Source organism: Anabaena sp. CCY 9613 (assembly GCF_963920895.1).
Classification (GTDB): Bacteria; Cyanobacteriota; Cyanobacteriia; order Cyanobacteriales; family Nostocaceae; genus Cyanocohniella.
In genome coordinates, this window is record NZ_CAWUDE010000018.1 from 1 (window position 1) to 22,436 (window position 22,436).

General features: G+C 41.8%; 21 protein-coding genes and 1 pseudogene. 9 read left to right on the forward strand and 13 right to left on the reverse strand.

What is annotated here, in order from left to right; genetic code table 11:
* Positions 1-125: 125 nt before the first annotated feature.
* Positions 126-245: pseudogene (locus ACM0OT_RS19060) on the forward strand (helix-turn-helix domain-containing protein); the annotation flags it as partial.
* Between the two features lie 47 nt (positions 246-292).
* Here the strand turns inward: ACM0OT_RS19060 and ACM0OT_RS19065 are convergent.
* A complete protein-coding gene (locus ACM0OT_RS19065) occupies positions 293-2,023 on the reverse strand; it encodes a mechanosensitive ion channel family protein (RefSeq protein WP_414565982.1) in 1,731 nt (576 codons plus the stop codon).
* A gap of 219 nt (positions 2,024-2,242) precedes the next feature.
* Between ACM0OT_RS19065 and ACM0OT_RS19070 the strand changes: the two genes are divergently transcribed.
* Both ACM0OT_RS19070 and ACM0OT_RS19075 read left to right on the forward strand, forming a co-directional pair.
* A complete protein-coding gene (locus ACM0OT_RS19070) occupies positions 2,243-2,575 on the forward strand; it encodes a hypothetical protein (RefSeq protein ID WP_414565983.1) in 333 nt (110 codons plus the stop codon).
* A complete protein-coding gene (locus tag ACM0OT_RS19075) occupies positions 2,575-3,273 on the forward strand; it encodes a DUF6745 domain-containing protein (protein ID WP_414565984.1) in 699 nt (232 codons plus the stop codon). Before ACM0OT_RS19070 ends, ACM0OT_RS19075 begins: the two co-directional genes overlap by 1 nt.
* A gap of 110 nt (positions 3,274-3,383) precedes the next feature.
* Here ACM0OT_RS19075 and ACM0OT_RS19080 read toward each other — a convergent pair whose 3' ends face one another.
* The 5 genes from ACM0OT_RS19080 to ACM0OT_RS19100 form a co-directional block, all read right to left on the reverse strand.
* Positions 3,384-5,225 carry a vWA domain-containing protein gene (locus ACM0OT_RS19080; RefSeq protein WP_414565985.1) on the reverse strand — a complete coding sequence of 614 codons (1,842 nt, stop codon included), beginning with the start codon at positions 5,223-5,225 and terminating at the stop codon, positions 3,384-3,386.
* A 134-nt stretch (positions 5,226-5,359) separates the two neighbouring features.
* Positions 5,360-5,833, reverse strand: coding sequence for a type II toxin-antitoxin system VapC family toxin (locus ACM0OT_RS19085; protein WP_414565986.1), 474 nt, complete (start codon positions 5,831-5,833; stop codon positions 5,360-5,362).
* Positions 5,834-5,840: 7 nt separating this feature from the next.
* Positions 5,841-6,212, reverse strand: a complete 372-nt coding sequence (locus tag ACM0OT_RS19090) for a hypothetical protein (protein ID WP_414565987.1) — start codon at positions 6,210-6,212, stop codon at positions 5,841-5,843.
* A 92-nt stretch (positions 6,213-6,304) separates the two neighbouring features.
* Positions 6,305-6,820, reverse strand: a complete 516-nt coding sequence (locus ACM0OT_RS19095) for a DUF2085 domain-containing protein (protein ID WP_414565988.1) — start codon at positions 6,818-6,820, stop codon at positions 6,305-6,307.
* A gap of 41 nt (positions 6,821-6,861) precedes the next feature.
* The gene (locus tag ACM0OT_RS19100; RefSeq protein WP_414565989.1) at positions 6,862-8,973 is read right to left on the reverse strand and encodes a TIGR00300 family protein; all 2,112 of its coding nucleotides are present in this window, start codon (positions 8,971-8,973) and stop codon (positions 6,862-6,864) included.
* A 612-nt stretch (positions 8,974-9,585) separates the two neighbouring features.
* Here ACM0OT_RS19100 and ACM0OT_RS19105 point away from each other — a divergent pair.
* Complete coding sequence (locus ACM0OT_RS19105) at positions 9,586-11,193, forward strand: energy transducer TonB (protein ID WP_414565990.1); 1,608 nt, start codon at positions 9,586-9,588, stop codon at positions 11,191-11,193.
* A gap of 86 nt (positions 11,194-11,279) precedes the next feature.
* On the opposite strand, the gene ACM0OT_RS19110 is transcribed toward ACM0OT_RS19105, so the two are convergent.
* Positions 11,280-11,759, reverse strand: a complete 480-nt coding sequence (locus ACM0OT_RS19110; protein WP_414565991.1) for a hypothetical protein — start codon at positions 11,757-11,759, stop codon at positions 11,280-11,282.
* Positions 11,760-11,936: 177 nt separating this feature from the next.
* Between ACM0OT_RS19110 and ACM0OT_RS19115 the strand changes: the two genes are divergently transcribed.
* Positions 11,937-12,761 (forward strand): M90 family metallopeptidase, encoded by an 825-nt coding sequence (locus tag ACM0OT_RS19115; protein ID WP_414565992.1) that lies wholly within the window; start codon positions 11,937-11,939, stop codon positions 12,759-12,761.
* Here the strand turns inward: ACM0OT_RS19115 and speB are convergent.
* Together speB and ACM0OT_RS19125 are read right to left on the reverse strand one after the other, a co-directional pair.
* Positions 12,738-13,835, reverse strand: coding sequence for an agmatinase SpeB (gene speB / locus ACM0OT_RS19120; RefSeq protein WP_414565993.1), 1,098 nt, complete (start codon positions 13,833-13,835; stop codon positions 12,738-12,740). The genes ACM0OT_RS19115 and speB overlap by 24 nt on opposite strands.
* A gap of 128 nt (positions 13,836-13,963) precedes the next feature.
* Positions 13,964-14,743: a hypothetical protein gene (locus ACM0OT_RS19125; protein WP_414565994.1), complete on the reverse strand. Its 780-nt coding sequence runs from the start codon at positions 14,741-14,743 to the stop codon at positions 13,964-13,966.
* A 196-nt stretch (positions 14,744-14,939) separates the two neighbouring features.
* Here ACM0OT_RS19125 and ACM0OT_RS19130 point away from each other — a divergent pair, with 196 nt between their 5' ends.
* Together ACM0OT_RS19130 and ACM0OT_RS19135 are read left to right on the forward strand one after the other, a co-directional pair.
* Positions 14,940-15,431: a DinB family protein gene (locus tag ACM0OT_RS19130; RefSeq protein ID WP_414565995.1), complete on the forward strand. Its 492-nt coding sequence runs from the start codon at positions 14,940-14,942 to the stop codon at positions 15,429-15,431.
* A gap of 82 nt (positions 15,432-15,513) precedes the next feature.
* The gene (locus tag ACM0OT_RS19135; protein ID WP_414565996.1) at positions 15,514-16,332 is read left to right on the forward strand and encodes a type 1 glutamine amidotransferase; all 819 of its coding nucleotides are present in this window, start codon (positions 15,514-15,516) and stop codon (positions 16,330-16,332) included.
* Here the strand turns inward: ACM0OT_RS19135 and ACM0OT_RS19140 are convergent.
* Complete coding sequence (locus ACM0OT_RS19140; RefSeq protein ID WP_414565997.1) at positions 16,329-16,817, reverse strand: hypothetical protein; 489 nt, start codon at positions 16,815-16,817, stop codon at positions 16,329-16,331. The two genes, ACM0OT_RS19135 and ACM0OT_RS19140, sit on opposite strands and share 4 nt — an antisense overlap.
* A gap of 158 nt (positions 16,818-16,975) precedes the next feature.
* Positions 16,976-18,214 carry a cysteine desulfurase-like protein gene (locus ACM0OT_RS19145; protein ID WP_414565998.1) on the reverse strand — a complete coding sequence of 413 codons (1,239 nt, stop codon included), beginning with the start codon at positions 18,212-18,214 and terminating at the stop codon, positions 16,976-16,978.
* Between the two features lie 427 nt (positions 18,215-18,641).
* Here ACM0OT_RS19145 and ACM0OT_RS19150 point away from each other — a divergent pair, with 427 nt between their 5' ends.
* Positions 18,642-18,863: a DUF4327 family protein gene (locus ACM0OT_RS19150; RefSeq protein ID WP_414541858.1), complete on the forward strand. Its 222-nt coding sequence runs from the start codon at positions 18,642-18,644 to the stop codon at positions 18,861-18,863.
* Positions 18,864-19,153: 290 nt separating this feature from the next.
* Here ACM0OT_RS19150 and ACM0OT_RS19155 read toward each other — a convergent pair whose 3' ends face one another.
* Complete coding sequence (locus tag ACM0OT_RS19155) at positions 19,154-19,660, reverse strand: pentapeptide repeat-containing protein (RefSeq protein ID WP_414565999.1); 507 nt, start codon at positions 19,658-19,660, stop codon at positions 19,154-19,156.
* 65 nt (positions 19,661-19,725) lie between these two features.
* The gene (locus ACM0OT_RS19160) at positions 19,726-21,234 is read right to left on the reverse strand and encodes an LCP family protein (protein WP_414566000.1); all 1,509 of its coding nucleotides are present in this window, start codon (positions 21,232-21,234) and stop codon (positions 19,726-19,728) included.
* A 115-nt stretch (positions 21,235-21,349) separates the two neighbouring features.
* Here ACM0OT_RS19160 and ACM0OT_RS19165 point away from each other — a divergent pair, with 115 nt between their 5' ends.
* Positions 21,350-22,414, forward strand: a complete 1,065-nt coding sequence (locus ACM0OT_RS19165; protein ID WP_414566001.1) for a mannose-1-phosphate guanylyltransferase — start codon at positions 21,350-21,352, stop codon at positions 22,412-22,414.
* Positions 22,415-22,436 lie beyond the last annotated feature (22 nt).

The window sequence follows — 22,436 nt, forward strand, 5'->3', positions numbered from 1 at the left end:
TAAAAGCTGTAGTCCTTATCCTGCATACCTTTCCGCTTTTCTTAGTGCCATTCGGATGTAGACTTAAATTAAAATCAGTGTATACTAAAAACATAGCACTGATTTACAAAGGTGGTGATAAACAGTTGAGAACAGCATACCAGTACAGATTACGCCCAACAAAACAACAAGCAGCAGCAATAGACCGATGGCTGTCTATGCTATGCGCTCAATATAATTATTTGTTGGCTGATAGATGGATTTGGTGAGAAGCCTACACTGTATGCGATAGCATCAGTGTAGGAGTATGTCACTATTCTTGCTGAGTTGACCCAGATTCTTGGCCATTTGATGGATTTAACAAATTATCAAAGGGAGAGAGGCGAAAGCCCGGTGCTTTATAGTCTTTAGGTAAGTAATTTTCGGGAATGGTAATTTGATTACCATCTCGAATTGCTGAATAATGTGGAGAAAGAATTTCCATATCTGCTTCGTTGCATTTATCCTGAATATTCTGATGGAGTTCTGAGTAAATTCTCGCCATTAAAGTGGGCTGATTTGTATAAGCATTTATTTCATAACTTACATAGAAATCATCCAAACTTGTTTGTAATATAAACGGGGCAGGTTCTGTTAAAACATGTTGCGTTGCTAGCGCAGCATCAATTAAGACCTGATGAACTTTTCGCCACGGTAAGTCATAGCCAAGAGTTACCGTAGTGTGCAAAACTAAATAATAGTTTGGGTCTTGAGCTAGAGCGCTATAGTTGGTAATTTGGCTGGTTAGCACTGTGCCATTTGGGATAGTAATGACGACATTTTTGATTGTGCGAATCCGTGTCACAAACAAGGTTTTTTCGACAATATCACCAATCGCATCGTTAATCTTAATGCGATCGCCAATTCTAAAAGCGCGAGTATAAATTAGAATAACTCCTGCAACAATATTAGCGACAGCTGCCGATGAACCGAGTGATAACAGAACACCCAAGAAAACCGAAACTCCCTGAAATGCTGGTGAACCAAATCCAGGCAAAAAAGGCAACGCCACTACCAATGCCAAAGCGATTATTAAAAATAATGCTAATTTAAAAGTTGGTTCTGCCCATTCTGGATAAAATCCAGGTAAAGATAAACTTCCGTTGCCTAATTCCCTAAAAATGGGTCGAATAAACCTAATAACATAATAGGCACAAATAATAATTATAGCTAGGGAAATCAGTTGAGGTAAATAAGCAACTAATCCCTGGATAGCACTTTCTAAAGCTAAGAATAGATAATTCCATAGATTTGTACTAGTTTGTCGAGTCCAGGGGAAAAAACTCAATACTAATGGAATATAGATAGAGAGGACTCCCAGAACCAGTAGTAGGCGAGTCGCCTTAATAACATTATTTAAAACATAGGTGATTCGTGATGCAGGCAAAAGCTCAAAGTTTTGAATCCGAATAGCAGGTATGCTTCTTCCTTGCCAATTATGGATCAAATTAAATATTTTCTTAAATATCTGATTGCAAACCTTGAAAATTATTACAAGGGCAACGGTAGAAATAAATGTATAAAAAACTCCAAATAGAATATTTTTAAAACTACGATCTTGTCTATACTGGGTGATAGTAATACTAATTTTTTGGACATATTCATTGGCAAGTTCTTGTGTTGTTTGACCTGCTGCTTTGGCATCACCATCTGTAATTGTAAATATAACTTTATCACCAGATAAGATATTTGTTGTACTTGGCTGGTCAGAAATTTTTAAAGAATTAACCGGGACTGTGAGGTCTTTAGCCATTGTTTCAATTCTGTTTGTCACCGCCTGCGATCGCTCTGATGCTGAAAACGAGCCGACACCTGCTTTAATAACAAATAATGTTTGATCTCCCAAAACGACAGGAGCGCCATCTATCTTACTAACAGCTGGAGCCTTGTCAGTGGGTGGAGCATTATCCTGAGAATAAGCAAAAGGCGTAACGATGATGAGTATAAACACCATCAAAGCCAAACTTAGAAATTTATTTATAAAATATTTTTTACTACTATTCATCTATATTCATTGTTAGTCAAATTTAATTTTAATTTAGGTTAGCATACAAAAGAATGTCTGTTTGGCAGTAAAATTGACAACAAATAGCATAAAAGTTTATCTATCTTAAATCTGAAAATCTTAAATCAATCCTTAAGTTTTTCAATAAAACAGATTATAAGGTAATTTTAACCAACTCCTGTACCCAAGCAGTAAATTAAAACACCATATAAAAAAAGAATGAACAACGATCGCAACCACTCCCAAACCGAAACTCTCTACAGACATGGCGACGTTCTCATCAGACGGATAGCCACCCTACCTGTAGACGCACAAAAACGCGTAGGTACTACTCTAGCTTACGGTGAAGTTACAGGACATAGCCATCGCATTCAACAATCCCATGCCGCTCAATTGTGGGCAAATGGTAGTGACCTATTTCTCGAAATCAAAGAACCAAGCGCCACCTTAATTCACGAAGAACATCGAGCCATTGAATTACCCCAAGGACTTTACCGAGTCTGGAAACAACGTGAATACCGTCCAGATGCTTACATAGAGGTAGAGGACTAATGCTCAACATGATGTCCAATGGGCGTATTCCGAAAAAACCTGTAAAACAAAGCCCTGATATTAACCATGAACCTGTATCACCTGAACGTGGGCGAAAACTGATTTTAGAACATCGCGCCTGGGATGGAATACGTGTTTTGGGTCATCTAGATTTAAGCGGTGCAGCGCATCTTTACCAACTTCCAGAAAATCTCACAAGTGAAAGCCTAGATATTACAGACTGTGTAAACTTAACTACCTTACCTCCAGGTCTTCACGTCACTAATTGGATTGAATTAGCTGGTAGCGGTATTACTAACTTACCTGCGGGACATGGTTTCGTTTTGTACTGGCGGGGTGTAAGGGTGACAGATGAAATTGCCTTTGCCTCACACACTCTTACAGGACAAGAGATACTCAATATCGAGAATGTAGAATTGCGCCGTGTACTGATTGAGCGTTTGGGATATGAAACATTTTTACAGCAAGTAGGCGGATTAATCCGCGATCGCGATCAAGATACTGGCGGAGAACGTCAACTTGTATCCATACCCCTAGAAGATGACGAACCATTAATGGTATTAAAAGTAACCTGTCCATCCACCGGACACATTCACGTCCTGCGCGTTCCCCCATACATGCGAAATTGTCATCAAGCAGCAGCCTGGATTGCAGGTTTTAATAATCCAGATGAGTATCATCCAGTAGTGGAAGCGTAAAGAAATTAGGGAGTAGGGAGTAGTGGGAAATACTTTGCATTAGTACTAAAATTTTTGTTTTTCATCTCCCTCATTTTCCTCATTTTCCTCATCTCCCCAATCCCCAATACTTAAACACCGGGTTGCACAAATCGTTTAATGTCACCACAGGCTATGTAAGATTTGCCATCGGGTGCTGTTTTCACTTCATCAACAACGTACAGCATTCCTTCTTCACGCACCGTCCGAGGAAAGCGCATATTCCAATCTGGTTCATAGCCGTCAGAAACTACCCTAGCTCTGAGTTTGCTCCCTTCTTTGACACACTGCACTAAAATTTTGTCGTCCACAGTGTCAGTCGTGGCTAAGTCAGCTGCACTAGCCGGGCCTTTGGCGGCTTTACCTGTGCTAACTCGTTGGGATGATCTGCGGGTAACAAAAATATCTGGTTCACCAGGTTGAGTCAGACGGGTAATTGTACCTTCTACACGGTAGAAACTACCATCGCTGGAAAGTTCTAGTTTTTCAACCACATAACGTGCGCCTTCAGCACGAATAGCTCGCGGAAATTGGACGTTCTTGCTAACATCGTAACCGTCAGACTTGACTTTAACTCGCAATTTACCTGCTTCCCGAACACAGTGTAGTTCCACACCAGAACCAACTTCATTCACCACAGACATCGCGTAGACTTCATCGCCAGCTGTCACACCACGCCCCACTAAATCGCTCCGGTTGCGGTTCATGGTTTGGTAACTTTGATCTCGCAGTTCTTTTCTCCCAGCATTACCTAGAGCTTTTTGCGCGATGCGACTGGCGAAATACTCTAACTGATCTATTTCCTCAGCAATTTCAAAGTTCTCATTTAATCCTTTATCCCGTAACTCTTTAATTAACTCACGCAAAATTTGTTCAGCTTCTTCATGTTTGCCATGTTCAGCTAAATTCAGAGCAATTTCTTTGGCTTTAGCAATAGTGAGGCGGCTGAGTTCTAAGATAATATGACTAGAAGATGCGATCGCGGATTCTTCTACAGTGCCAACTTTGGCAATAACATCGGCCATACCAGAAACACTTTGAATTATTTCATCTTGGATAACATCAGCGCTGTAATGCAACTTCATCACAGGTAAATCACCAATTGCGGCGGCTGCTATCTCTAGACTCAACCCCAAAAGTTTATCTTCTCCCTCGTACAGTTCGCCCAAGCTAATCACAGTTTGACCAGTTTCATTTTGACTGACTGTAGCCAAACTTAAGGTGTCTACAAGGCTGACACCATCAGCTAATTCCAGTGTCACCTTCAGATTTTGACCTACCACTGCTCTGAGACTATCTAGCTCAATGCTAAATACTTCTGTAGCCTCATCAATACTTTGGATAAAATAGAAATTACCATTGGCGGCTCTTGCCATCCCAATCAACAAATCTTCATTAAAACCTTGGTCAAAACCCAAGGTAGTTGTAGTGATACCTTCCTCAGCTTTTTTTCCGGATGTCGCTGTGAGTACTTTGGGGTCTTGAATGCCCATGTTGGCGTGGCCATCGGTAAGCAAAAGCACACGGTTTATTTTTTGTGGATCGAGTTGTGACTTCACATGTTCGCAACCTTGCAGCCAACCCCCAGATAAGTTAGTAATACCCCCGGCTCTGACTCTGCGAATAGAGGTTTTCAATGCAGACTTATCAGTTACAGCTTGGGGTTGCACAACGGTATCTACTTCGTCGTCGTAAACCACCACCGAGAGAATATCATTTGACTCAAGTTGATCTACTACAGATTCGGCAGCTTTGAGTGCATGATGCAAAGCACCACCAGCCATAGAGCCAGAACGGTCAATTACTAGAGATAAATTCAGATCACGTCGGGGAGATTCGGCAACATCAGCCCGAAACCGGAGCAGAATATTTGTCTTTAATGAAGAACCTGTAGGTAGAATTGCTTGGTCAAAGTCGTAACTAGTATTAATCATTTTATATAGCCTTCTGAGTTAGCTGTATTTAGTTACAAGCCTGATAATGCATGGTTTATCAGTGTTGTTTTTAGTTTACCCAGAAAGTATATTAATCAGTATATAGAGGCAATTTAAAGTAATTATTGTGTTATTTAGTCATTTTTACCACAGTTATTTAGAGTTTGCTGCCAATCAGCTACACATATCCCTTTACTCTCAAACCGCGATATGTGTTTTAAGTTTGTGGTGACAATTACGACTTCATCAAAACTTGGTAACTGGAGAATAGCCTGAGCCACAAGAATGACATCACCGTCCAAACTATCATTGCTGGCAGTCGGCTTACCTTGATTTCGCACCCATGCCCACAATTCTGCTGCTTTCTGCATTGTTTCTGGGGTGATTGGTATTAAGCAAGTTTGACTAAGTTTGTTGAGGCGATTTATACTCTTTTCCTTTCCTTGTCTCAATAATTCCCGCCGCAGCTCATAGTCAGCTATCTCAGGCACACGTATAGCAGTTTCAGTATTCTGTAAAGATTGTAGCCATTTACTAATTTTCGGTTCTATTTTTGGATGTGTTACTTTACTCAGAGGATGAGTGTCTAGTAATATAACATTGCCCATTTGATGGTTATGCAGTCCGCCAATTGTGATTTAAAGCTGCTTCAATCTGAGGGTATGCTTCGTCATCGTATCCTGATTCATCGGCCATCCATTCATCAACTAAGCCTAGGACTTTTTCTAACGAATCGTCCCCGTTTGTTTTTGGTTCAACAAATCCCTCAAAGTCAGTAATATCAATGTCTCTCGTCTGACTCGAAACGAACGTCATTTGGTGATAGCTTCCAAGAATGCCAGTACTGGGAGTCAAGTAATTATATTTACGATCAGAAAAATCTTGTCGTATTTGACTAAAAGGCGAAAATTTTGCCTCAACCAACGCATCGACTCTTGCCTTAACTTCTAGCAGTTCTGCTAAAGAAAGGGCATCTAATTGTTGCATAATCACATTGATCGATGATGTCTTGGCCATAGGGTTACTATAGGTGAACTTATTTTTCAATTCTATGCCATTCGCAGCTGAAGTGTATCTGCTTACCTAGCGCTGTTACCATGCTGCGACTCATGCAAAATTGGCATAGTAAACAAACCCCAAGCCAAACCCGTAATCAAACCAAAAGGTGTCACCAGATAATTATTAAAATCCCATAACCCAAACACCTGGGCCGCCAATTCCAAAGGATAAGCCATCATCAACACACTAGCCAGCGCCGCACCATTCCAACCATACTGACTCAACCAATAAAAACCCCTACCATCAGTCACCCCATACAACAACCGAGTAATTAGCAACCCCGTCACAGTACCATAGCAGCGCATACACACAGCCATAATCAACGGGGGCGCTAAATCAAGTCCCATATTTGGTTGCGGACACACATGATTACCCATGAAATAAATAATGTCCGCAATCCTCCCCAACAAAAACACATCAGACGCCGCCAAAAAAGGAGCAAGAGGCGGGCCGAAAACCATCCCCACCAGCATAAAGTCAGCAACAAAACTGACCCAATTAACCCGTAACTCATCCTTAAAAGCTACCCTTACCATTCTTCTTCTTCGCGCCTTTGCGTCTTTGCGTGAGACATTTCTTAACCTACATTAGCAACATAGGGACTTGTCAACTTATCCAACTGCTGAATCAACAAACTGAGGAACAAACCCACATCAGTCACCACACCCACCGATTCCACAGAACCGCGATCGCTTAACTTAGTAACCACAGCTGGATTAATATCGACACAGACCATTTTCACCCCAGCCGGAGTCATATTTCCCACCCCAATGGAGTGCAGCATCGATGACAACATCAAAATCATCTCCGCACCCTCAATCTGTTTGGCGTATTCCTCTTGTGCTGTAATCAAATTCATTTCGGTATCAGGTAAAGGCCCGTCATCACGAATGGAACCAGCTAACACAAAAGGTATATTATTCGAGACACATTCATACATCACGCCACTTTTAATTACTCCCGTCTCCACAGCTTTGGCAATACTGCCATAACGACGGATAGTATTAATTACCTTGAGATGATGGCGGTGTCCACCACGCACAGCGACACCCCGCTTCATATCCATCCCCAAGGATGTGCCCATCATATTTTGCTCGATGTCATGGACTGCGATCGCATTGCCACCCAACAGTGCTTGTACGTATCCTTCCCGAATTAGTTGTGATAGATGTTCGCCACCACCAGTGTGAATCACCACAGGCCCCGCTGTGACAACTACTTTACCGCCAGCATCTCTAATTTTCCGTAATTCCCAGGCTACTTGCTCAACTACCAGTTCCACGCGCCGTTCGCTAGAAACTCCCGCTGACATAAAGCTGAATTCTTGAGCATTCCGCTGTTCTCGTGATTCTGTTTTGCGGATGGTGCGGATACCTAGTACATCCACAACTACCCGGTCATCAACTTCTAGATCGCGTAAAATTTTACACCTTGCCACTAGACCATCGGGGCTTTGAGTAATGGCGATCGCCCCATCCATGCGCTGATTTTGTACCTTCACCCATTCACCGTTAATCCGCACTTCTGTGGGATAAATCGTACTGACGTAAAAATCATCAGGAGCAACCCCATTTTGGATCACAGGTTCTAGTTTGGCATCCCGTTCATCGTGGGGCAAATCTACCGCACCCAAATCGATTAACTCAGAGATGATTTCTTCCATCACCTCATGGGAAGGCGCTGACACTCTCACCTCAGCGGCTGAAGTACTTTGCCGTTGTTCTCCCAAGTTGAAATTCATCACTTGGAAGCTACCCCCAGCATCCACAATCAAATCCAAAGCCCGATTAATTAAACCAGAGTCGAGCAAATGCCCTTCTAGACGAATAATTCGGCTTTCTACCGAGACATTGGCACGGATTTCTGCATGTAGTGGTTCCGTTACGCGCAGGGTGAGACATTTAGCTGCACCACCAGCTTTGAGAAATTCAGTTAGTGGCGTTTCAATGACTCGAAAACCCACATCTGCTAAACGTGTTTTTAAAGTATTGCTAGCCTTGTTCATGATGACGATGCTTTCCACGTTCACCGTGTTGCAGGCAAAGTTGACAGCATCGGCTTCGGTAATCGCTATCCGCTTTTCAGGTGCGACACGCATTTCGATTAAGCGGTTAGAATAGGCATCAAAAGCGCCAGGATAATACAATAAATAGCCGTTAGCTAAAGGACAGAAGCAGGTATCTAGGTGATAGAACCGCTCATCAATTAGGCGCAGGGAAAGCACCTCAATATCTAGCCATTTAGCTAAATAAGGGTGAGAATCTAATTCAGAACGAAAGCCGTATCCTGCCCATAGCCAACGTCCTTCTCGATCTAACAATGCATCCCCTGCTCCTTCAAAGGGTAGGTCTTTAGGCAGTAAATGAACTGTATAACCGTTCTCTTCAAACCAGTTGTTGAAAAAAGGTTCTTCGCCCTGACGTTCTTTATGCAAAAAGCGGCTGAGGACGACATTATCTCCTAACACCAAGCCAGCATTGGCCGTAAACACCATATCTGGCCAACCAATTTGGGGTGGTACTAAATCTACAATGGCGTGTTGTGTAAGGATGTGGTAGAGTTTCTGCCACTGTTCGACGGCGCGATCGCGCGATGACTTGTGAATATTCCCTTCCATCCAGGGATTGATTACATAGTCCACATCGTAGTGGTCAGGGGCGCACATCAAAAAGCGAATCAGGGAAGTCATAAAAAATATTACAAGCGTTTAGATGCTACAAGCCTACTTCGGATACAGACTTTTACTAGTTCTAGTTTTGTAAAACCAGCTATTAACCTTCTATCTTTTGATAGTTCTCAGGTGACACACAGGCTCCGCTCTTATTCTATTCTTAGAAAAGACAAATTAAAGTGTCAATTTGGCAGCAGTAATTTAGTCAGTAATACAGATGCCAGTATTAACTCACAAACTGGAGTATAACCTTGATTTACAGAATAGTTGCAGGTTAATTAGCTAATTATTTGACTAGATGAGGATATATCGTATTTTTTGATTTTCTGAGGAAGTAATCAAAATTTGATTGATCCGCAATCACCCCAGATATATTTGATATAATTTCGCAAGATTTTTTTATAAGTTGATAATTATTTTAAATAAAGCTGAATCGTACACTTAGTTTATGGGGTTGATGGGCAACTAATTTATCGACATAAGTTAAGCTGTAATTACAGAAAATGCTTACAATTCTCAGGTAAAACCCACCATAGTAGGATTACGGAAATAATTTGCCTATTTCGCTTGATATTTTGAGCTAGTACGTTTTAAGATAGCTAAATTAGTGATAATAGGTAGCAATAGACTATGAGCTTTTCTGGAATTACTGTTAAACATCGTTCCCAAGAAGTTGAGGCTCTCAAGTCGTTTCTGATTTACAGTCTGATTGGTTCGTTAGCGCTACATATTGGCGTATTGGCCTCAGGCATAGGAAATTTGTTGGTGAGGACGCCTGAAGAAGAATATGCACCAATAGAGTTAGCCATTATTGATCCTCCTACTGAAGAACCAGAAAAACCACCCGAAGTAATTCCAGAAGAAGCAAAACCACCCCAACCTCGCCAAATTATTACTCGTAACGAGATACCAGTTAGTCCGGCAAAAACAGAAATTGTCCAGGAATCCCAGCCACAGATTGCTCCTCAGCCTCCTGTAGTTGCCGCAAAACAACCCCTCGTAACACCACCAGAACCAAAGGTTGAGAGTGTAGAAAAGCCTCCAGTACAACCGCAACCAGTTCAACAGCAACTACAACCACAACCAACCACAACAACCACCGAAAAGCCAGAGCCTACTAATGTTCCACGCCAGGAAGCAGTTGCCAAACTAGAATCTCTACTAACTTCAGAATCATCACCATCAACAATTGCTGTTGCTCCCACTAATCAAGGTAACGAGAAATTGAGGGAGTCTTTAAGCGGCTTAAGAGATTCTAGAGCTACTCAAAGTAGTAATACTAATACAGTAGATAGTAATGCCGTCCCCAGACAAACTACAGCGACCAGTACTAACAATACACGAGTACCGCGATCGCCCATAGCGGCAGCACCTACAGCACCACAAATTCCTAATCCTGGCAGTAATTCCAGTGGTTCAGGTGATGGTCGTGCAGCTTGTACCCAGTGCCGTACCAACTATCCAGAGTTTGCTAAACGACGAGGAATCGAAGGTAGAGTAGAAGTAGCTGTTGATACTGATGCCAAAGGTAATGTCACCAATGTCCGGATTGTTAACTCTAGTGGCAATAGCCGATTAGATGAAGAAACAGTAAGACAAGCGCGTAATTGGAAATTAAAACCCTCAGAAGGTGGTAGACAAGGAGTCTCAATAGCTACTGATTATGCTATCCAAGGTTCCCAGCGACACCGCCAAGTCCAAGAAAGAAAAAAACAACAAGAAGCACAAGCTCAACAAAGAAGTCGCCAGACAGCAGCACCTAGTTCTAGTAACCCTCCAGCCCCAACAACTAGCGAACCCAGAGTTAGAGCAAGGCGAGAACCTACACCAGCAGTGAATCCAGCCCCAACTTCTAGTCCTACAACGACAACACCAGTCAGACAACCTCGTCAACCTGTACAAAATACTGCTACAGGCTCATCATCGGGAACCAGGACAACTCCTACTCCCAGTCAAGGAAATGTCAGAGATTCTTTACGCAGTGTCCAGCGTCAGCGAACATCTACTACTTCAGCACCAGCAAAACCAGCGGCAAAACCCGCACCAGCACCAAGACCAGCGGCAAAACCCGCACCAGCAGCTAATACAAATCGCCGTCCTCGTCCCACAGCCAATACCCCACCTCCCGCTAATACACCATCTCCTAGTCAAAACAATTTGCGGGATTCTTTACGCCGTAGTCGCCAAAGCGCTCCCTCACAGCCAGCAGCAACGCCTGAAACTGCGGGTCAGGAGTAATTCAACAAGAATGCTCCCGCTAATCCTGTTCATGTGCAGCAGCAGTGGGAGCAAGTACCGCAAAACGAGACTGATGGTTTTTATTTTTAGGTGTAGGATTCTTGAAGTTCTTTAGACTTAGCTGCTGCTGCTTGATAAGCGTCTAAGTATTCCTTACCACCCAACATTACATCACCGTAATACTCATAAGGTGCATCACCATAAATTGGTAAGGGGTCATCTTCTGGATAATCTTCTTGTGATTCTTCTATTATCGCTTTCAATTGCTTGACACCCCAACTTTGTGCAGCGAAGTACCAAAGCTCATGAGAACTTTTTTGCAGATGTGGTAAGGTGGGGTCAACAATCTTGACACTTGAATCATCACCTGAAGTATCGCTTAATTCCATCCAACTATGTTCAATTGGTTGAGATGGTTTATCAGCAACTGCTAAAAACCCCTGGACATACTTTGCACCTTTTGTAATTAATACTGCTCTGTAAGCATTATCAAATGGCTTATTAGCTTTGCTTTTTATACTTTCAGCAATTTCAATGGAAAGCGTTTCATCTAATGCTTTATTCATTAGAGTGGGGATTAGAGCAATGACTACACTATATTTTATCACTTCCATGTCGGCGGATAGCTTTATTTTTGAACCCTAGTACCGCTGATACAAGGTTAGTGGTAGCATCAGGGGTCTAAAATAGTAAAAAATAGCACATGTGAATTAGACAGCGTTAGGTTAGGCGCTCAAAAATCAATGGTGGAAATAATTGCTGTTTTTATGATCATTGGGCTAATTGTGATTGGTATTTTAATCAGTCCCCTAATCATTAAGCAGCGTCGCAACCGTATTAAACGCCGTTCTTTTCCTCCATTGTGGAATGCTATCATTGAAAATCATCTGCCCATTTATCTCCAGCTTTCACCTGATGAACGTAGAAGATTTCAGGGACATATTCAAGTATTCTTGGCAGAAAAGCAATTCATTGGCTGTGGCGGATTACAAATAACCGCAGAAATGAAGGTAACTATTGCTGCTGTTGCTTGTTTACTTTTACTCAACGAGCGAGGAAAATACTTCCCGAAACTGCGTTCTATTTTGATTTATCCCGGTACATATTTTGTGAATCAAACTGTGGCTACAGGAAATTATGTAGTCGAAGAAAGACGCGAGGCCCGATTGGGAGAATCATGGACTCAAGACCAAGTGATATTGTCTTGGTCACAGGTTAAACAAGATACTGATAACTGGAAAGATGGACATAATGTTGTGCTGCACGAATTTGCCCATCAGTTAGATCAAGAGGATAGAACAGCCAACGGTGTGCCTATCTTACAGCGCAATTCCGATTATGCTATTTGGGCGCAGGTGATGACAGCAGAATATCAACAACTTTGTCATGATATTCAAAGAAAAGCCAAAACTGTTATGGATGGCTATGGTACTACCAATCCCGCCGAATTTTTTGCCGTGGCTACTGAAACATTTTATGAAAAACCACGCCAATTGCAACGGCAGCATCCGGCACTTTATGAGCAATTACAATACTACTATCAATTAGATCCTGTCCAATGGACTTAATGATAAATCCATTAAATTCGCTAGTTTATAAACAGTCCGCGCCCCAACATTACCATCCCACTCCGCGTCGCCAACTTCGCAGACATCAAAACCGATAATTTTGCGTGGCTTGCCGCCGTAGGCATCGCTTTTTATCAATTCCCGGAATAAACAAAAAGTTTGCTCTAATTCTAAGCCACCAGGAACAGGAGTACCCGTATTTGGACACAACTTGGGATCAAGCCCATCTACATCAAAACTAATGTAAACATACTCTGGTAAATGACTGATAATTTCCCGGCATAAATCAATCCAAGTGCTACCAGCGTAGAGCTTTTGTTTAATCATGGGATCATAATAAGCGATGATGCGATCGCCTCCGGCACTGCGCGAAGCGCAATCGCCTGATTGATCAATCATTGCCACTTCGTCATGGGAAATATCACGCACGCCTACCTGCACTAACTTGGAAATCTGCGGTATTTTCAGTCCATTAAACATAATCGAAGCATGGGAAAACTCAAATCCCTCATAAGCATCGCGTAAATCTGCGTGGGCATCAATGTGTAAAATGCCGTAATTTGGGTATTTCGTGGCTAATGCTTGGAGGTAACCTAAAGGTACACTGTGATCCCCACCAATGACTGCAACACGTTTCCCTTGGTTAATTGCTTCCTGACACTGGGTAAATAACCATTCATTTATCTGTTGACCAGCTTGATTAATTTCAGTTAGCACAGGGGTTAAATCGGGCGCATCTGTAAGTGATTTACCTTGTGCTAATCGTTCAATAATCTTCGCTGCCAAGGTGCGATAATACTCGTTTTTTTCTAAAATATCCTGGGAAATTTCCTGCATAAAAATTCCCTGTTTCCAGCCATCAGGATGATCGAAATCGAATAAATCCAGTTGTATGGAAGCATCCAAAATTCGCTGTGGCCCATTGGCAGTACCAGCACCATAAGATACAGTGGCTTCCCACGGCACAGGAATGACAATCAAGTTAGCAGACTCATAATCGCATGGCATACCAAATAAGTTGCCATTAATTTCCCCTACGCCACTAGGATTGTAGTCTGGTTGTTGAGTACTCATCTAGATTTACACCTGCCTGGGTAAGTTACTGTCTCGTACCCAATTATCCTAACGAAAAGAGGCTCCCTTTCGTCATGATGAGCCGGATTTTCCCTTGACAGTGTAGACATGTTATTTAATTCATGTTCCTAAACTAAATAACTGGTATTAGGGACAATAGGAAAGAAGGCATATTCATACCAAGCAGTCCAAACAAAACTTCTAATCCATCTTTGATACTTTTGGGGGCTTAATTCATAACTGAATTCTCCCTCAGATTTATCAATAGAAGATAGATGTGAATTACAACCGCAACCGTGATGATAGGTAAAACCGTATTTAGAAGCGATGCTTTGCACTTTCATTTGAATAGCAAAAACTTTTCCTGCGTGTAACACGGCATCCCAAGAACGCTTATGTACTATGTCGCGTTTATCAAAACGTAAGGCGCGTTCTTCAAATACATGATCTCGATAAATGGGGGCTAGGTGTACATGATAGAAACTAGCAGGTAGATCATATCCAAATTCATCAAACAGTTCCTTGGCAATATAAGCTACTTTTGTCTCATCTGCATACTCTGTTCCTTGAGATGCAACATTTTGAATAATTTGGTCAAAATTGGGATAGCTATCAATCAAAAGATCTTGTCCATAAAATTCCAAAGTTTCATGCGCTAATTTGCCAAATAACTGGGAAAATGCTGATTTTAAATCACCTAAGTCTGGACGTTCATGAAATAAATCCACATCACCGTGCGCTAGTTTATATTGGAACAACTGCGCCATTTCCACATAACTTTGTGGGTTATCAAGTCCTACATTTGCTATTCCTGCTGCAATATCTTGCCACACAGGAGGCAATTGAGAAATAGGAACCGCATTTTCAGAAGCAATCACCGTAATATTAGGAGCTTCGAGAACCTGCATAAATAATCTCCATTTAAACTGGGAATCAGCATTTAATCACAATACTTGTCTAGGAAAATTAAATATTACTAAAATATTTTTTTGGTTATTTAAATATGTGTAAATTAAATGCACAGCACAGTAGATACTTTGACAGTATCGTGACAATGCTACAAAAAAACTGTTACAGAAAATACAAAATTTTCAGAAATGAGATATGCTGATTCAACACTTCCAGACGTTAGCACAGTACAACACCTTAGCAAATGGTCGTTTGTATCAAGTTTGTTCACAGCTTTCAGATATGGACCGAAAACAGACTCGACTAGCATTTTTCAAAAGTATTCACGGTACTTTGAATCATATTATGTTGGGTGACCGGATCTGGATGGGACGCTTTACAGGTCAACAGATGCCATCTCAAGGACTTGATGCTATCCTCTATGATAAATTCGAGGATCTTTGTGCAGCCCGTGTTTTAGAAGATGAACGCATCGAAATATTTATTCGCAACCTAGATGCTGATTTCTTACAGGGAAAAATCACTTACAAAAATAATCAGGGTAAAATTTACAACGATTCGGTGAGTTTGTTGCTAGCACATTTTTTCAACCACCAAACTCATCACCGAGGGCAAATTCACGATATGCTTACCCAAACAGAAATTGCTCCTCCAGTTTTGGATATGCATCGGGTGATTGCGCCATGATGAAGAAGCAGGGGAGCAGTCCCATAATTTATGTGTGGGATTAATCTAACAATCTAAAATCAAATCTAAAATCGAAAATTGTATGAGTTCTGAAAATTTAGAATTAACTATTGGTTGGCTGTATCCCACACTGATGAGTACTTATGGCGATCGCGGTAATGTGATTACTATAGAACGTCGCGCTCAGTGGCGGGGATATGATGTGAAGGTTGTAGCCTTGGATCAAAATGCTACAGCCGCTGATATTAAAACTGTAGATGTCATAGTTGGTGGTGGCGCACAAGACCGTCAGCAAGAAATCGTCATGCGCGATTTGCAGGGTGCGAAAGCTGATGCTATGCGTGAAAAAATCGAAAATGGGACACCAGGAGTTTTTACTTGTGGTTCTCCCCAACTACTGGGACATTATTATGAACCTGGTTGGGGACAAAGGATTGAAGGGTTAGGCATCCTCGATTTAGTTTCGGTACATCCTGGGGAAAATACTAAACGCTGTATTGGTAACTTGGTAATTGAAGTTACAGCCTCTCGTTTAGCTCAGGAACTAGAAGAGATGACGGGAAGCAAACCTTATTTAGTGGGCTTTGAAAATCACGGCGGACGCACCAAGTTAGGTAAAGTAGAAGCTTTGGGACGTGTGGTGTATGGCTTAGGCAATAATGGTGAAGATGGTACAGAAGGAGCATTTTATCGCCATGCGATCGCCACTTATTCCCATGGCCCCTTATTACCTAAAAATCCCTTCGTAGCTGACTGGTTAATTCAAACAGCATTGCGATTAAAGTATCAGCAGGCGATCGCCTTAAAACCTTTAGATGACACTCTGGCTGTACAAGCGAGAGAAGCCATGTTGAAACGCTTAAAAGTTAGTTCACCCACTCCGACAACAGCAAAAGCTTAACGCCTTCTAAATTTCCGCACCTTGGAAACGGGACGCATCGCTTCTCGGCCGAGGAGAAACATTCCCGTGACACCCAAACTGACAACCCAAGCATATTGATACCAATATTGGTGAATCTGCTCAATGGTAGTTAGTGCTGGATGTAACGTGTTTAAGTAAAGCAGTAGCACCAGGATCATGAGCGCCCCAAAACCCACAAAGCTCAAACCAATCAGGATTCGCGCAGGACGAAGCTCCCAATCGCTAATTTGCTCTAAATTAATTTCTGCAAGTTCCTGCAAAGATTCATCAGCCACATTGGAAGCTACGCGCAATTTGTGACTGAGCTTGGGTGGTAATATTGGTGTCAGTGTTGCTACAGTAGGGCGTCGTAGCAAAGCCTCTGTGTCTCGTAGCAACTCCAATGGCTGACGAGCATTAGTTGGTTGAGCAAAATCTATATTATCCGTAGCAGTGGGGACGGTGGCTTTGCTTTCCAAATCCATAACGCGCCTGAAAAGAAAAAGGATATCAATAGCCTAGCGAATCAGTTAGCAGCAGTGCAAACCCAAGAAATAATTTCTCTGGGAATTGGGGATTGGGGAAGAAAAAGCAGGTGGGACATAATTTAGGCTTGTACCAAAATCTGTCTCCCACATCTCCCTTAAGCGGAAATCACTTGCTCAAAAGCCTCAATCAGCCGATCAACTTCCTCTATTGTGTTGTAATGCACCATACTCACGCGGATAATACCACCTTGATTAGCTAATCCCAGAGATTCGATTAGCCGTTTAGCATAAAAATCACCGTAGCGAATCCCAATATGATGGGGGTCGATTTTTCCAGGGATAGTCGAGCTATGTACACCGTCAACTACAAAAGATATGGTGGGTACACGCGATTCACGATTAGCTATTGATTGGCCAATGACGCGGATTTTCGGCTGACTGTTGAGGTATGCTAGCAGGCGATCGCTAATTTTTTCTTCATGCACACTCATCAAATCAAAAACTTGCACCATTTTATTTCTTAATTCAGGTGCAGTTTCATTCCCATAATGTAGTTGTGCTAATTCACTTAAATAATCACATAAACCAAGCATCCCATAAGTTAATTCAAAATTAAGATTACCTAACTGAAATTTATAAGGAATATCTGTCTGTTGAATAAAATAATGGTTGAGTCCAGGGATGCTTAATAAATGTTCTTCCTTCCCATATAGTAAAGCACAATGAGAACCATAAACTTTATAGCAACTCAAAGCATAAAAATCCACATCTAAATCTTGCACATCCACTAATCTATGGGGAGCATAAGCTACTCCATCCACACAAATCATGGCTCCCCGCTCATGCACAAATTTGGCAATTTCTTTAATCGGGTTGATAGTTCCCAAAATATTAGAAGCATGAGTCAAAGCTACTAATTTTGTACGCCGACTTATTAACACGTCTAAATCTTCTAAATGAAGTTCTAGTGTCTCTGGGCGAATTTGCCAAAATTTAACTTTAATTCCTTGTTTTTCTAGAGCCACCCAAGCACCAATATTTGCTTCATGGTCGCAATTAGTAACTATAATTTCGTCGCCAGGTGTGAATGTTTGGCTCAGACAAAGTGCCAGAATTTTTAACATCATAGTAGTGGATGGCCCCATAACCACTTCTTTTGGTGATTTGGCGTTAATTAAAGTAGCCATTCCCTGAGTACCCAACGCCACGCGCTCTCCTGCTAGTTGAGAAATTTCATAAGAAGCTCCCAACTGAACATCAGTAGTTAGGAGAAATTCGCTAATTCTATCTACAACCTTTTTCAGAGTTTGTGACCCACCAGCATTATCGAAAAAAGTCCATTTTCCTGATAGTGCCGGAAAATATGGGCGAACTTTGTCAATATTCAAAAACATAGTCTGATTTCTCCAGAAAATAATTTCACTGATGAGTGTATCAATCCCAGCTTGGGGTTTCTGGATCGAAGATACACCACACACCCAGGATAAAAGCGGAAATACCGACCATATCAGCACTTACGCCAGCAAAATGATTTTGCCTAAAATTTTTGGCGGGTGTCTATCTCAAGACTGATACCAATTTGTGTTGAGATATGCGATTGTGAGCAAAGCGTAAAGATAGATAATTGCTTGTACGCTGCATTGAAAATACACCTTTGCTTTTGTAACAACAACTTGGGATGAGAGAGGCGATCGCTCTGACAAGTGTTAGATGTTTTTATTCTTCACAATTTACTCTAATTTTTTTGATAAGTTTAAGATAGAGCCAAAAAAAATTTGGTATTGAATAAAAATTCCTTGATTAAACAGAAAGGAAAAATCTATGGATACTGCTGTTAGATATGATATTGGGGTTATTAAGGAAGAAGCACGGCAGCTAGTCAATAAGGGACTGATTGACCGTCAACAGCCCATTTATTCTCTATGTAGATATATTCCCCATCGTGACTGGCTCTTGTTTGAGATTGAGCTAGAAAAGAATGAATTTTTGCTCAGGGATCGAATTATTGACCTTTTGAGTAGTGAAACCTGGGAAGATGACTGATGCTGCTCGTAAAAGTTTTTCTACATTAGCAGCATTCACCACAAAATTTCTAAATATAGCCATCAAGAAGAAATTGTAATTTTTCTTTTTGCTTTTCGTTCAAACAAATAATATTCATTTTTAACTAAGCTATATTTGCTTTTTAGTTAATCCTGGTGCGGTAAACGAGTACTCAAGAAAATTACTCCAGTAATGATGCCGTTCAATGATGCCGTTCTCTGTCCCTGTTCCCTGAGCTAAAAACAGACCCAGAATAAATACTTCCTAGCCCTTGAGGTGCCATGCTTTAACTATCGGCACCCCAAACTATCCCGTGTAGCAACACCAGTTACAGGATTAATTCCTGTAGCGCGATCGCACATTAACGCCACTTGATAGCGGTCAATCAAAGCATCTGTAAAATCAGCACCTGTAATGTCCGCATCGAAAAAACGACTACGGGTCATAGTCGCTTCAGTGAAAATAGCATTTTTTAAATTTGCCCCATCTAAGGTGACACGATCAACTAAAGCGCCAGTCAGGTTGGCACTTTCCAAATTAGCTTTTAATAAAACTCCCTTAGTGAGAATTGCATTAGTTAAATTTGCGCCTTGAAAATTAGCCTCGCGCATCTCCGCAGCCACAAAAGTCCCACCTGCCAAATCAGCATGGGAAAAGTCACGATTTTGTAAACTGCCATTGCTGTAGTTGATTGTGTTCAGTTGAGCAAAAGCTGGTTGGGGATTAATTATCACCCACAACCAAGCCAACATTACAATCACCATCAAACTCAACAATTTCAGTAAAATCTTTTTCATAACTTTACAAACTTGATCGATCATCATTAGCCAATAGTTTAACGACTAATGACTAATGACTCACTCTATTTCCAATCTTTACCAATACGAATTGTCAAATCAGATTCTAAATCCCCAGTTGCCGATACATCAACGTGACCCAAGCCGATGATTTCATTCAGCTCAAGTCCTGTGCCTCGGTTACCTTTCTGGACAATAATTTGAGTTTGACGTTGAGTATCGGGCCAATCAGACACCGCGTAAACGTTTGTAAAGCCTTTCTGTTTGAGATAGCTAATAACTTTTTGTGTTAGCTGGGGTTGATTGGAAGCATTTTGAATAGCAATTCTGCGGTTATGTACTGGGCGTAAATCTGGCTTGAGACCAGGTACATCTACCCCAACATAATTATTCAATAGACTCTGTTGTCCATTCAGATTCAACCAATAACTATTAGGGTCTTGGCTAAATCGGCTGAACGTACCCGGCAAAATGGTCATTTGGAAATTATCCCGTTCCAAGTTCACGGAATAATTAGCTAAAGCCATCATTTCTTCGAGTTTGAGATTTGTATCAAAATACTTCCGCATTAAGCGGGTTAATTGCGGTAGTCTGGGTAAGACTGTAGGACTATTGAGGCGTTGAAGCAAAGCGGTAATTAACGCTTGTTGTCGCTGCACTCTAGGGAGATCCCCTAGTCCTGGTTCGCGGAATCGGGCAAATTGCTCTGCCTGTTCACCGTCGAGAGTTTGCCAACCACTGACTAAATTAATTGATAACTGATTACTAGTATCTCGATATTCCATATTTTGGGGTACAAATACATCTACCCCACCCAATTGATCGACTAACTGCCTTAATCCACTAGTAGAAATACGGATATAACGATGTATAGGAGCATTATTTAAAGTCCGACTGACAACCCGTGCTGCTAAGACTGGGCCGCCTTGAGCATTGGCATCAGATACCTTTGTTAATCCTTGTTCTGGGATAGCGATCATTGTATCCCTGGGAATAGAAAGCACCCGCATAGATTTATTACTAGGGTCAAGCCGGACAAGCAACATAGTATCGCTGGTACCTGCAAAACTTTCCGGTGAGCCATCAACAGTACCTTTGACCGGATCAACCCCCATAATTAAGATGTTCATCGGTCGAGAGAGTTTATACTGGGATATTTTGCCCCACAACTCTCCAGGTAAGGGAACTTTCTGCTCATCTTTACCAGAAAATCCTAATTCCTCATCTGTTTTGTCCAGATTGCTCCACAAAGGAGTCCACAAAGCCAAAGTCGATACCAACAATCCAGATAACACGATCCCCACAACTACTGTCAGTGTCCACAGTAGCCACCGAGGCATAGTCAAGCCTAATCTCTCGTAAAGCTCATTGGGAATTGCACTTACAGACTCAGCAACACTACGGGAAATATTTCCTGGCTGATGAGGAACTATCTCTAGTTCTGACGGAGATGGCTGTGAAATTCCTAGCTCATTTTCTGCCCATTGTATTTGTTGCGGTCTTTCCTCCAGTTCTAATTCTGGTACTTGTTGCGGTGTGACCTGATTTTCTGACCATTGAAACTGTTTAATCACAATTATCTCCCCACTTAACCACTCCCGAAAGGTATGTTAATCGAAGCCACAAATCTTGCCAGGGGAAAAGCTCACTGTACACTTATAGTGTTCCGACTTAGGTGTGTATGACAACATGAATAGTTCATTGTTCCCAGTAATTCTTGCCGGTGGCAAAGGTGAGCGTTTTTGGCCCCTGAGTCGCAAAGACAGACCCAAACAATTTTTAAGCCTTGATGGTAGCTCTAGAAGTCTATTACAAGCAACTGCCGATAGACTGTTAACAATCTCCAACTCTTGGGATAACTTGTGGGTGATTACTTCTAGTCAGATAGCCGGAGGTGTAAGGCAACAACTACCTGAACTGCCATCTCAGAATTTATTAATTGAGTCACAGGGTAGGGACACAGCCGCCGCCGTCGCCTGGACAAGTTTGGAAATTCAAAAGCGTTACGGAGAAGACGCTATTATTGGCTTTTTTCCCTCTGACCATTGGATAGCTGATCAAAAAGCATTTGTCAATACTTTAAGTGCTGCTACCCAGTTAGCGGCAAGCACGGAAGCGATTGTCACTTTGGGGATCAAGCCTACTTTCCCATCGACTGGTTACGGCTACATTGAACAAGGCGAAAAGATTGGTAGCTTTAATGATTTGCCAGCCTATCACGTCAACCGCTTTACTGAAAAGCCCAACCGTGAAACGGCAGAAACTTTTTTATCTACGGAACGTTTTAGCTGGAATAGCGGTATGTTCGTGTTTCGGGCAGGAGTTGTTCTCAAGGAACTATATACCCATGCACCAGAAATCATTGAACCGTTAGCACAACAAGGTCCTGATATATATCCTCAATTGCCTAAACAGAGTATAGACTATGCACTCATGGAAAAGACAAATTTAGCATATGTCTTGCCAGTAGAATTTGGGTGGGATGATTTAGGAGATTGGAATGCGCTGGAACGCTTACTGAAAAAAGCAGAGAATCCCAATGTGGAACTCGCTACCCACGTAGGATTGGATACCCAAGGGGCTATTGTTTATGCGTCTAATCCTGAAGATGTAGTTGTTACTATTGGTTTAGAGGATGTAGTGATTGTGCGCGATCGCAACGTCACCCTCATTGTCAACAAAGAACGCACTCAAGAAATCAAGCAGATTCTCAAAACCCTCGCCGACGATCCCCGATTTACTGAACTGTTGTAGTTGTTAAGCTGTAAAAGTTAAA

Bases quoted from the DNA above. Each gene is read 5' to 3' on its own strand.
- ACM0OT_RS19065 (WP_414565982.1), bottom strand. From the start codon at position 2,023: ATGAATAGTAGTAAAAAATATTTTATAAATAAATTTCTAAGTTTGGCT.
- ACM0OT_RS19070 (WP_414565983.1), top strand. From the start codon at position 2,243: ATGAACAACGATCGCAACCACTCCCAAACCGAAACTCTCTACAGACAT.
- ACM0OT_RS19075 (WP_414565984.1), top strand. From the start codon at position 2,575: ATGCTCAACATGATGTCCAATGGGCGTATTCCGAAAAAACCTGTAAAA.
- ACM0OT_RS19080 (WP_414565985.1), bottom strand. From the start codon at position 5,225: ATGATTAATACTAGTTACGACTTTGACCAAGCAATTCTACCTACAGGT.
- ACM0OT_RS19085 (WP_414565986.1), bottom strand. From the start codon at position 5,833: ATGGGCAATGTTATATTACTAGACACTCATCCTCTGAGTAAAGTAACA.
- ACM0OT_RS19090 (WP_414565987.1), bottom strand. From the start codon at position 6,212: ATGCAACAATTAGATGCCCTTTCTTTAGCAGAACTGCTAGAAGTTAAG.
- ACM0OT_RS19095 (WP_414565988.1), bottom strand. From the start codon at position 6,820: ATGGTAAGGGTAGCTTTTAAGGATGAGTTACGGGTTAATTGGGTCAGT.
- ACM0OT_RS19100 (WP_414565989.1), bottom strand. From the start codon at position 8,973: ATGACTTCCCTGATTCGCTTTTTGATGTGCGCCCCTGACCACTACGAT.
- ACM0OT_RS19105 (WP_414565990.1), top strand. From the start codon at position 9,586: ATGAGCTTTTCTGGAATTACTGTTAAACATCGTTCCCAAGAAGTTGAG.
- ACM0OT_RS19110 (WP_414565991.1), bottom strand. From the start codon at position 11,759: ATGAATAAAGCATTAGATGAAACGCTTTCCATTGAAATTGCTGAAAGT.
- ACM0OT_RS19115 (WP_414565992.1), top strand. From the start codon at position 11,937: ATGGTGGAAATAATTGCTGTTTTTATGATCATTGGGCTAATTGTGATT.
- speB (WP_414565993.1), bottom strand. From the start codon at position 13,835: ATGAGTACTCAACAACCAGACTACAATCCTAGTGGCGTAGGGGAAATT.
- ACM0OT_RS19125 (WP_414565994.1), bottom strand. From the start codon at position 14,743: ATGCAGGTTCTCGAAGCTCCTAATATTACGGTGATTGCTTCTGAAAAT.
- ACM0OT_RS19130 (WP_414565995.1), top strand. From the start codon at position 14,940: ATGCTGATTCAACACTTCCAGACGTTAGCACAGTACAACACCTTAGCA.
- ACM0OT_RS19135 (WP_414565996.1), top strand. From the start codon at position 15,514: ATGAGTTCTGAAAATTTAGAATTAACTATTGGTTGGCTGTATCCCACA.
- ACM0OT_RS19140 (WP_414565997.1), bottom strand. From the start codon at position 16,817: ATGGATTTGGAAAGCAAAGCCACCGTCCCCACTGCTACGGATAATATA.
- ACM0OT_RS19145 (WP_414565998.1), bottom strand. From the start codon at position 18,214: ATGTTTTTGAATATTGACAAAGTTCGCCCATATTTTCCGGCACTATCA.
- ACM0OT_RS19150 (WP_414541858.1), top strand. From the start codon at position 18,642: ATGGATACTGCTGTTAGATATGATATTGGGGTTATTAAGGAAGAAGCA.
- ACM0OT_RS19155 (WP_414565999.1), bottom strand. From the start codon at position 19,660: ATGAAAAAGATTTTACTGAAATTGTTGAGTTTGATGGTGATTGTAATG.
- ACM0OT_RS19165 (WP_414566001.1), top strand. From the start codon at position 21,350: ATGAATAGTTCATTGTTCCCAGTAATTCTTGCCGGTGGCAAAGGTGAG.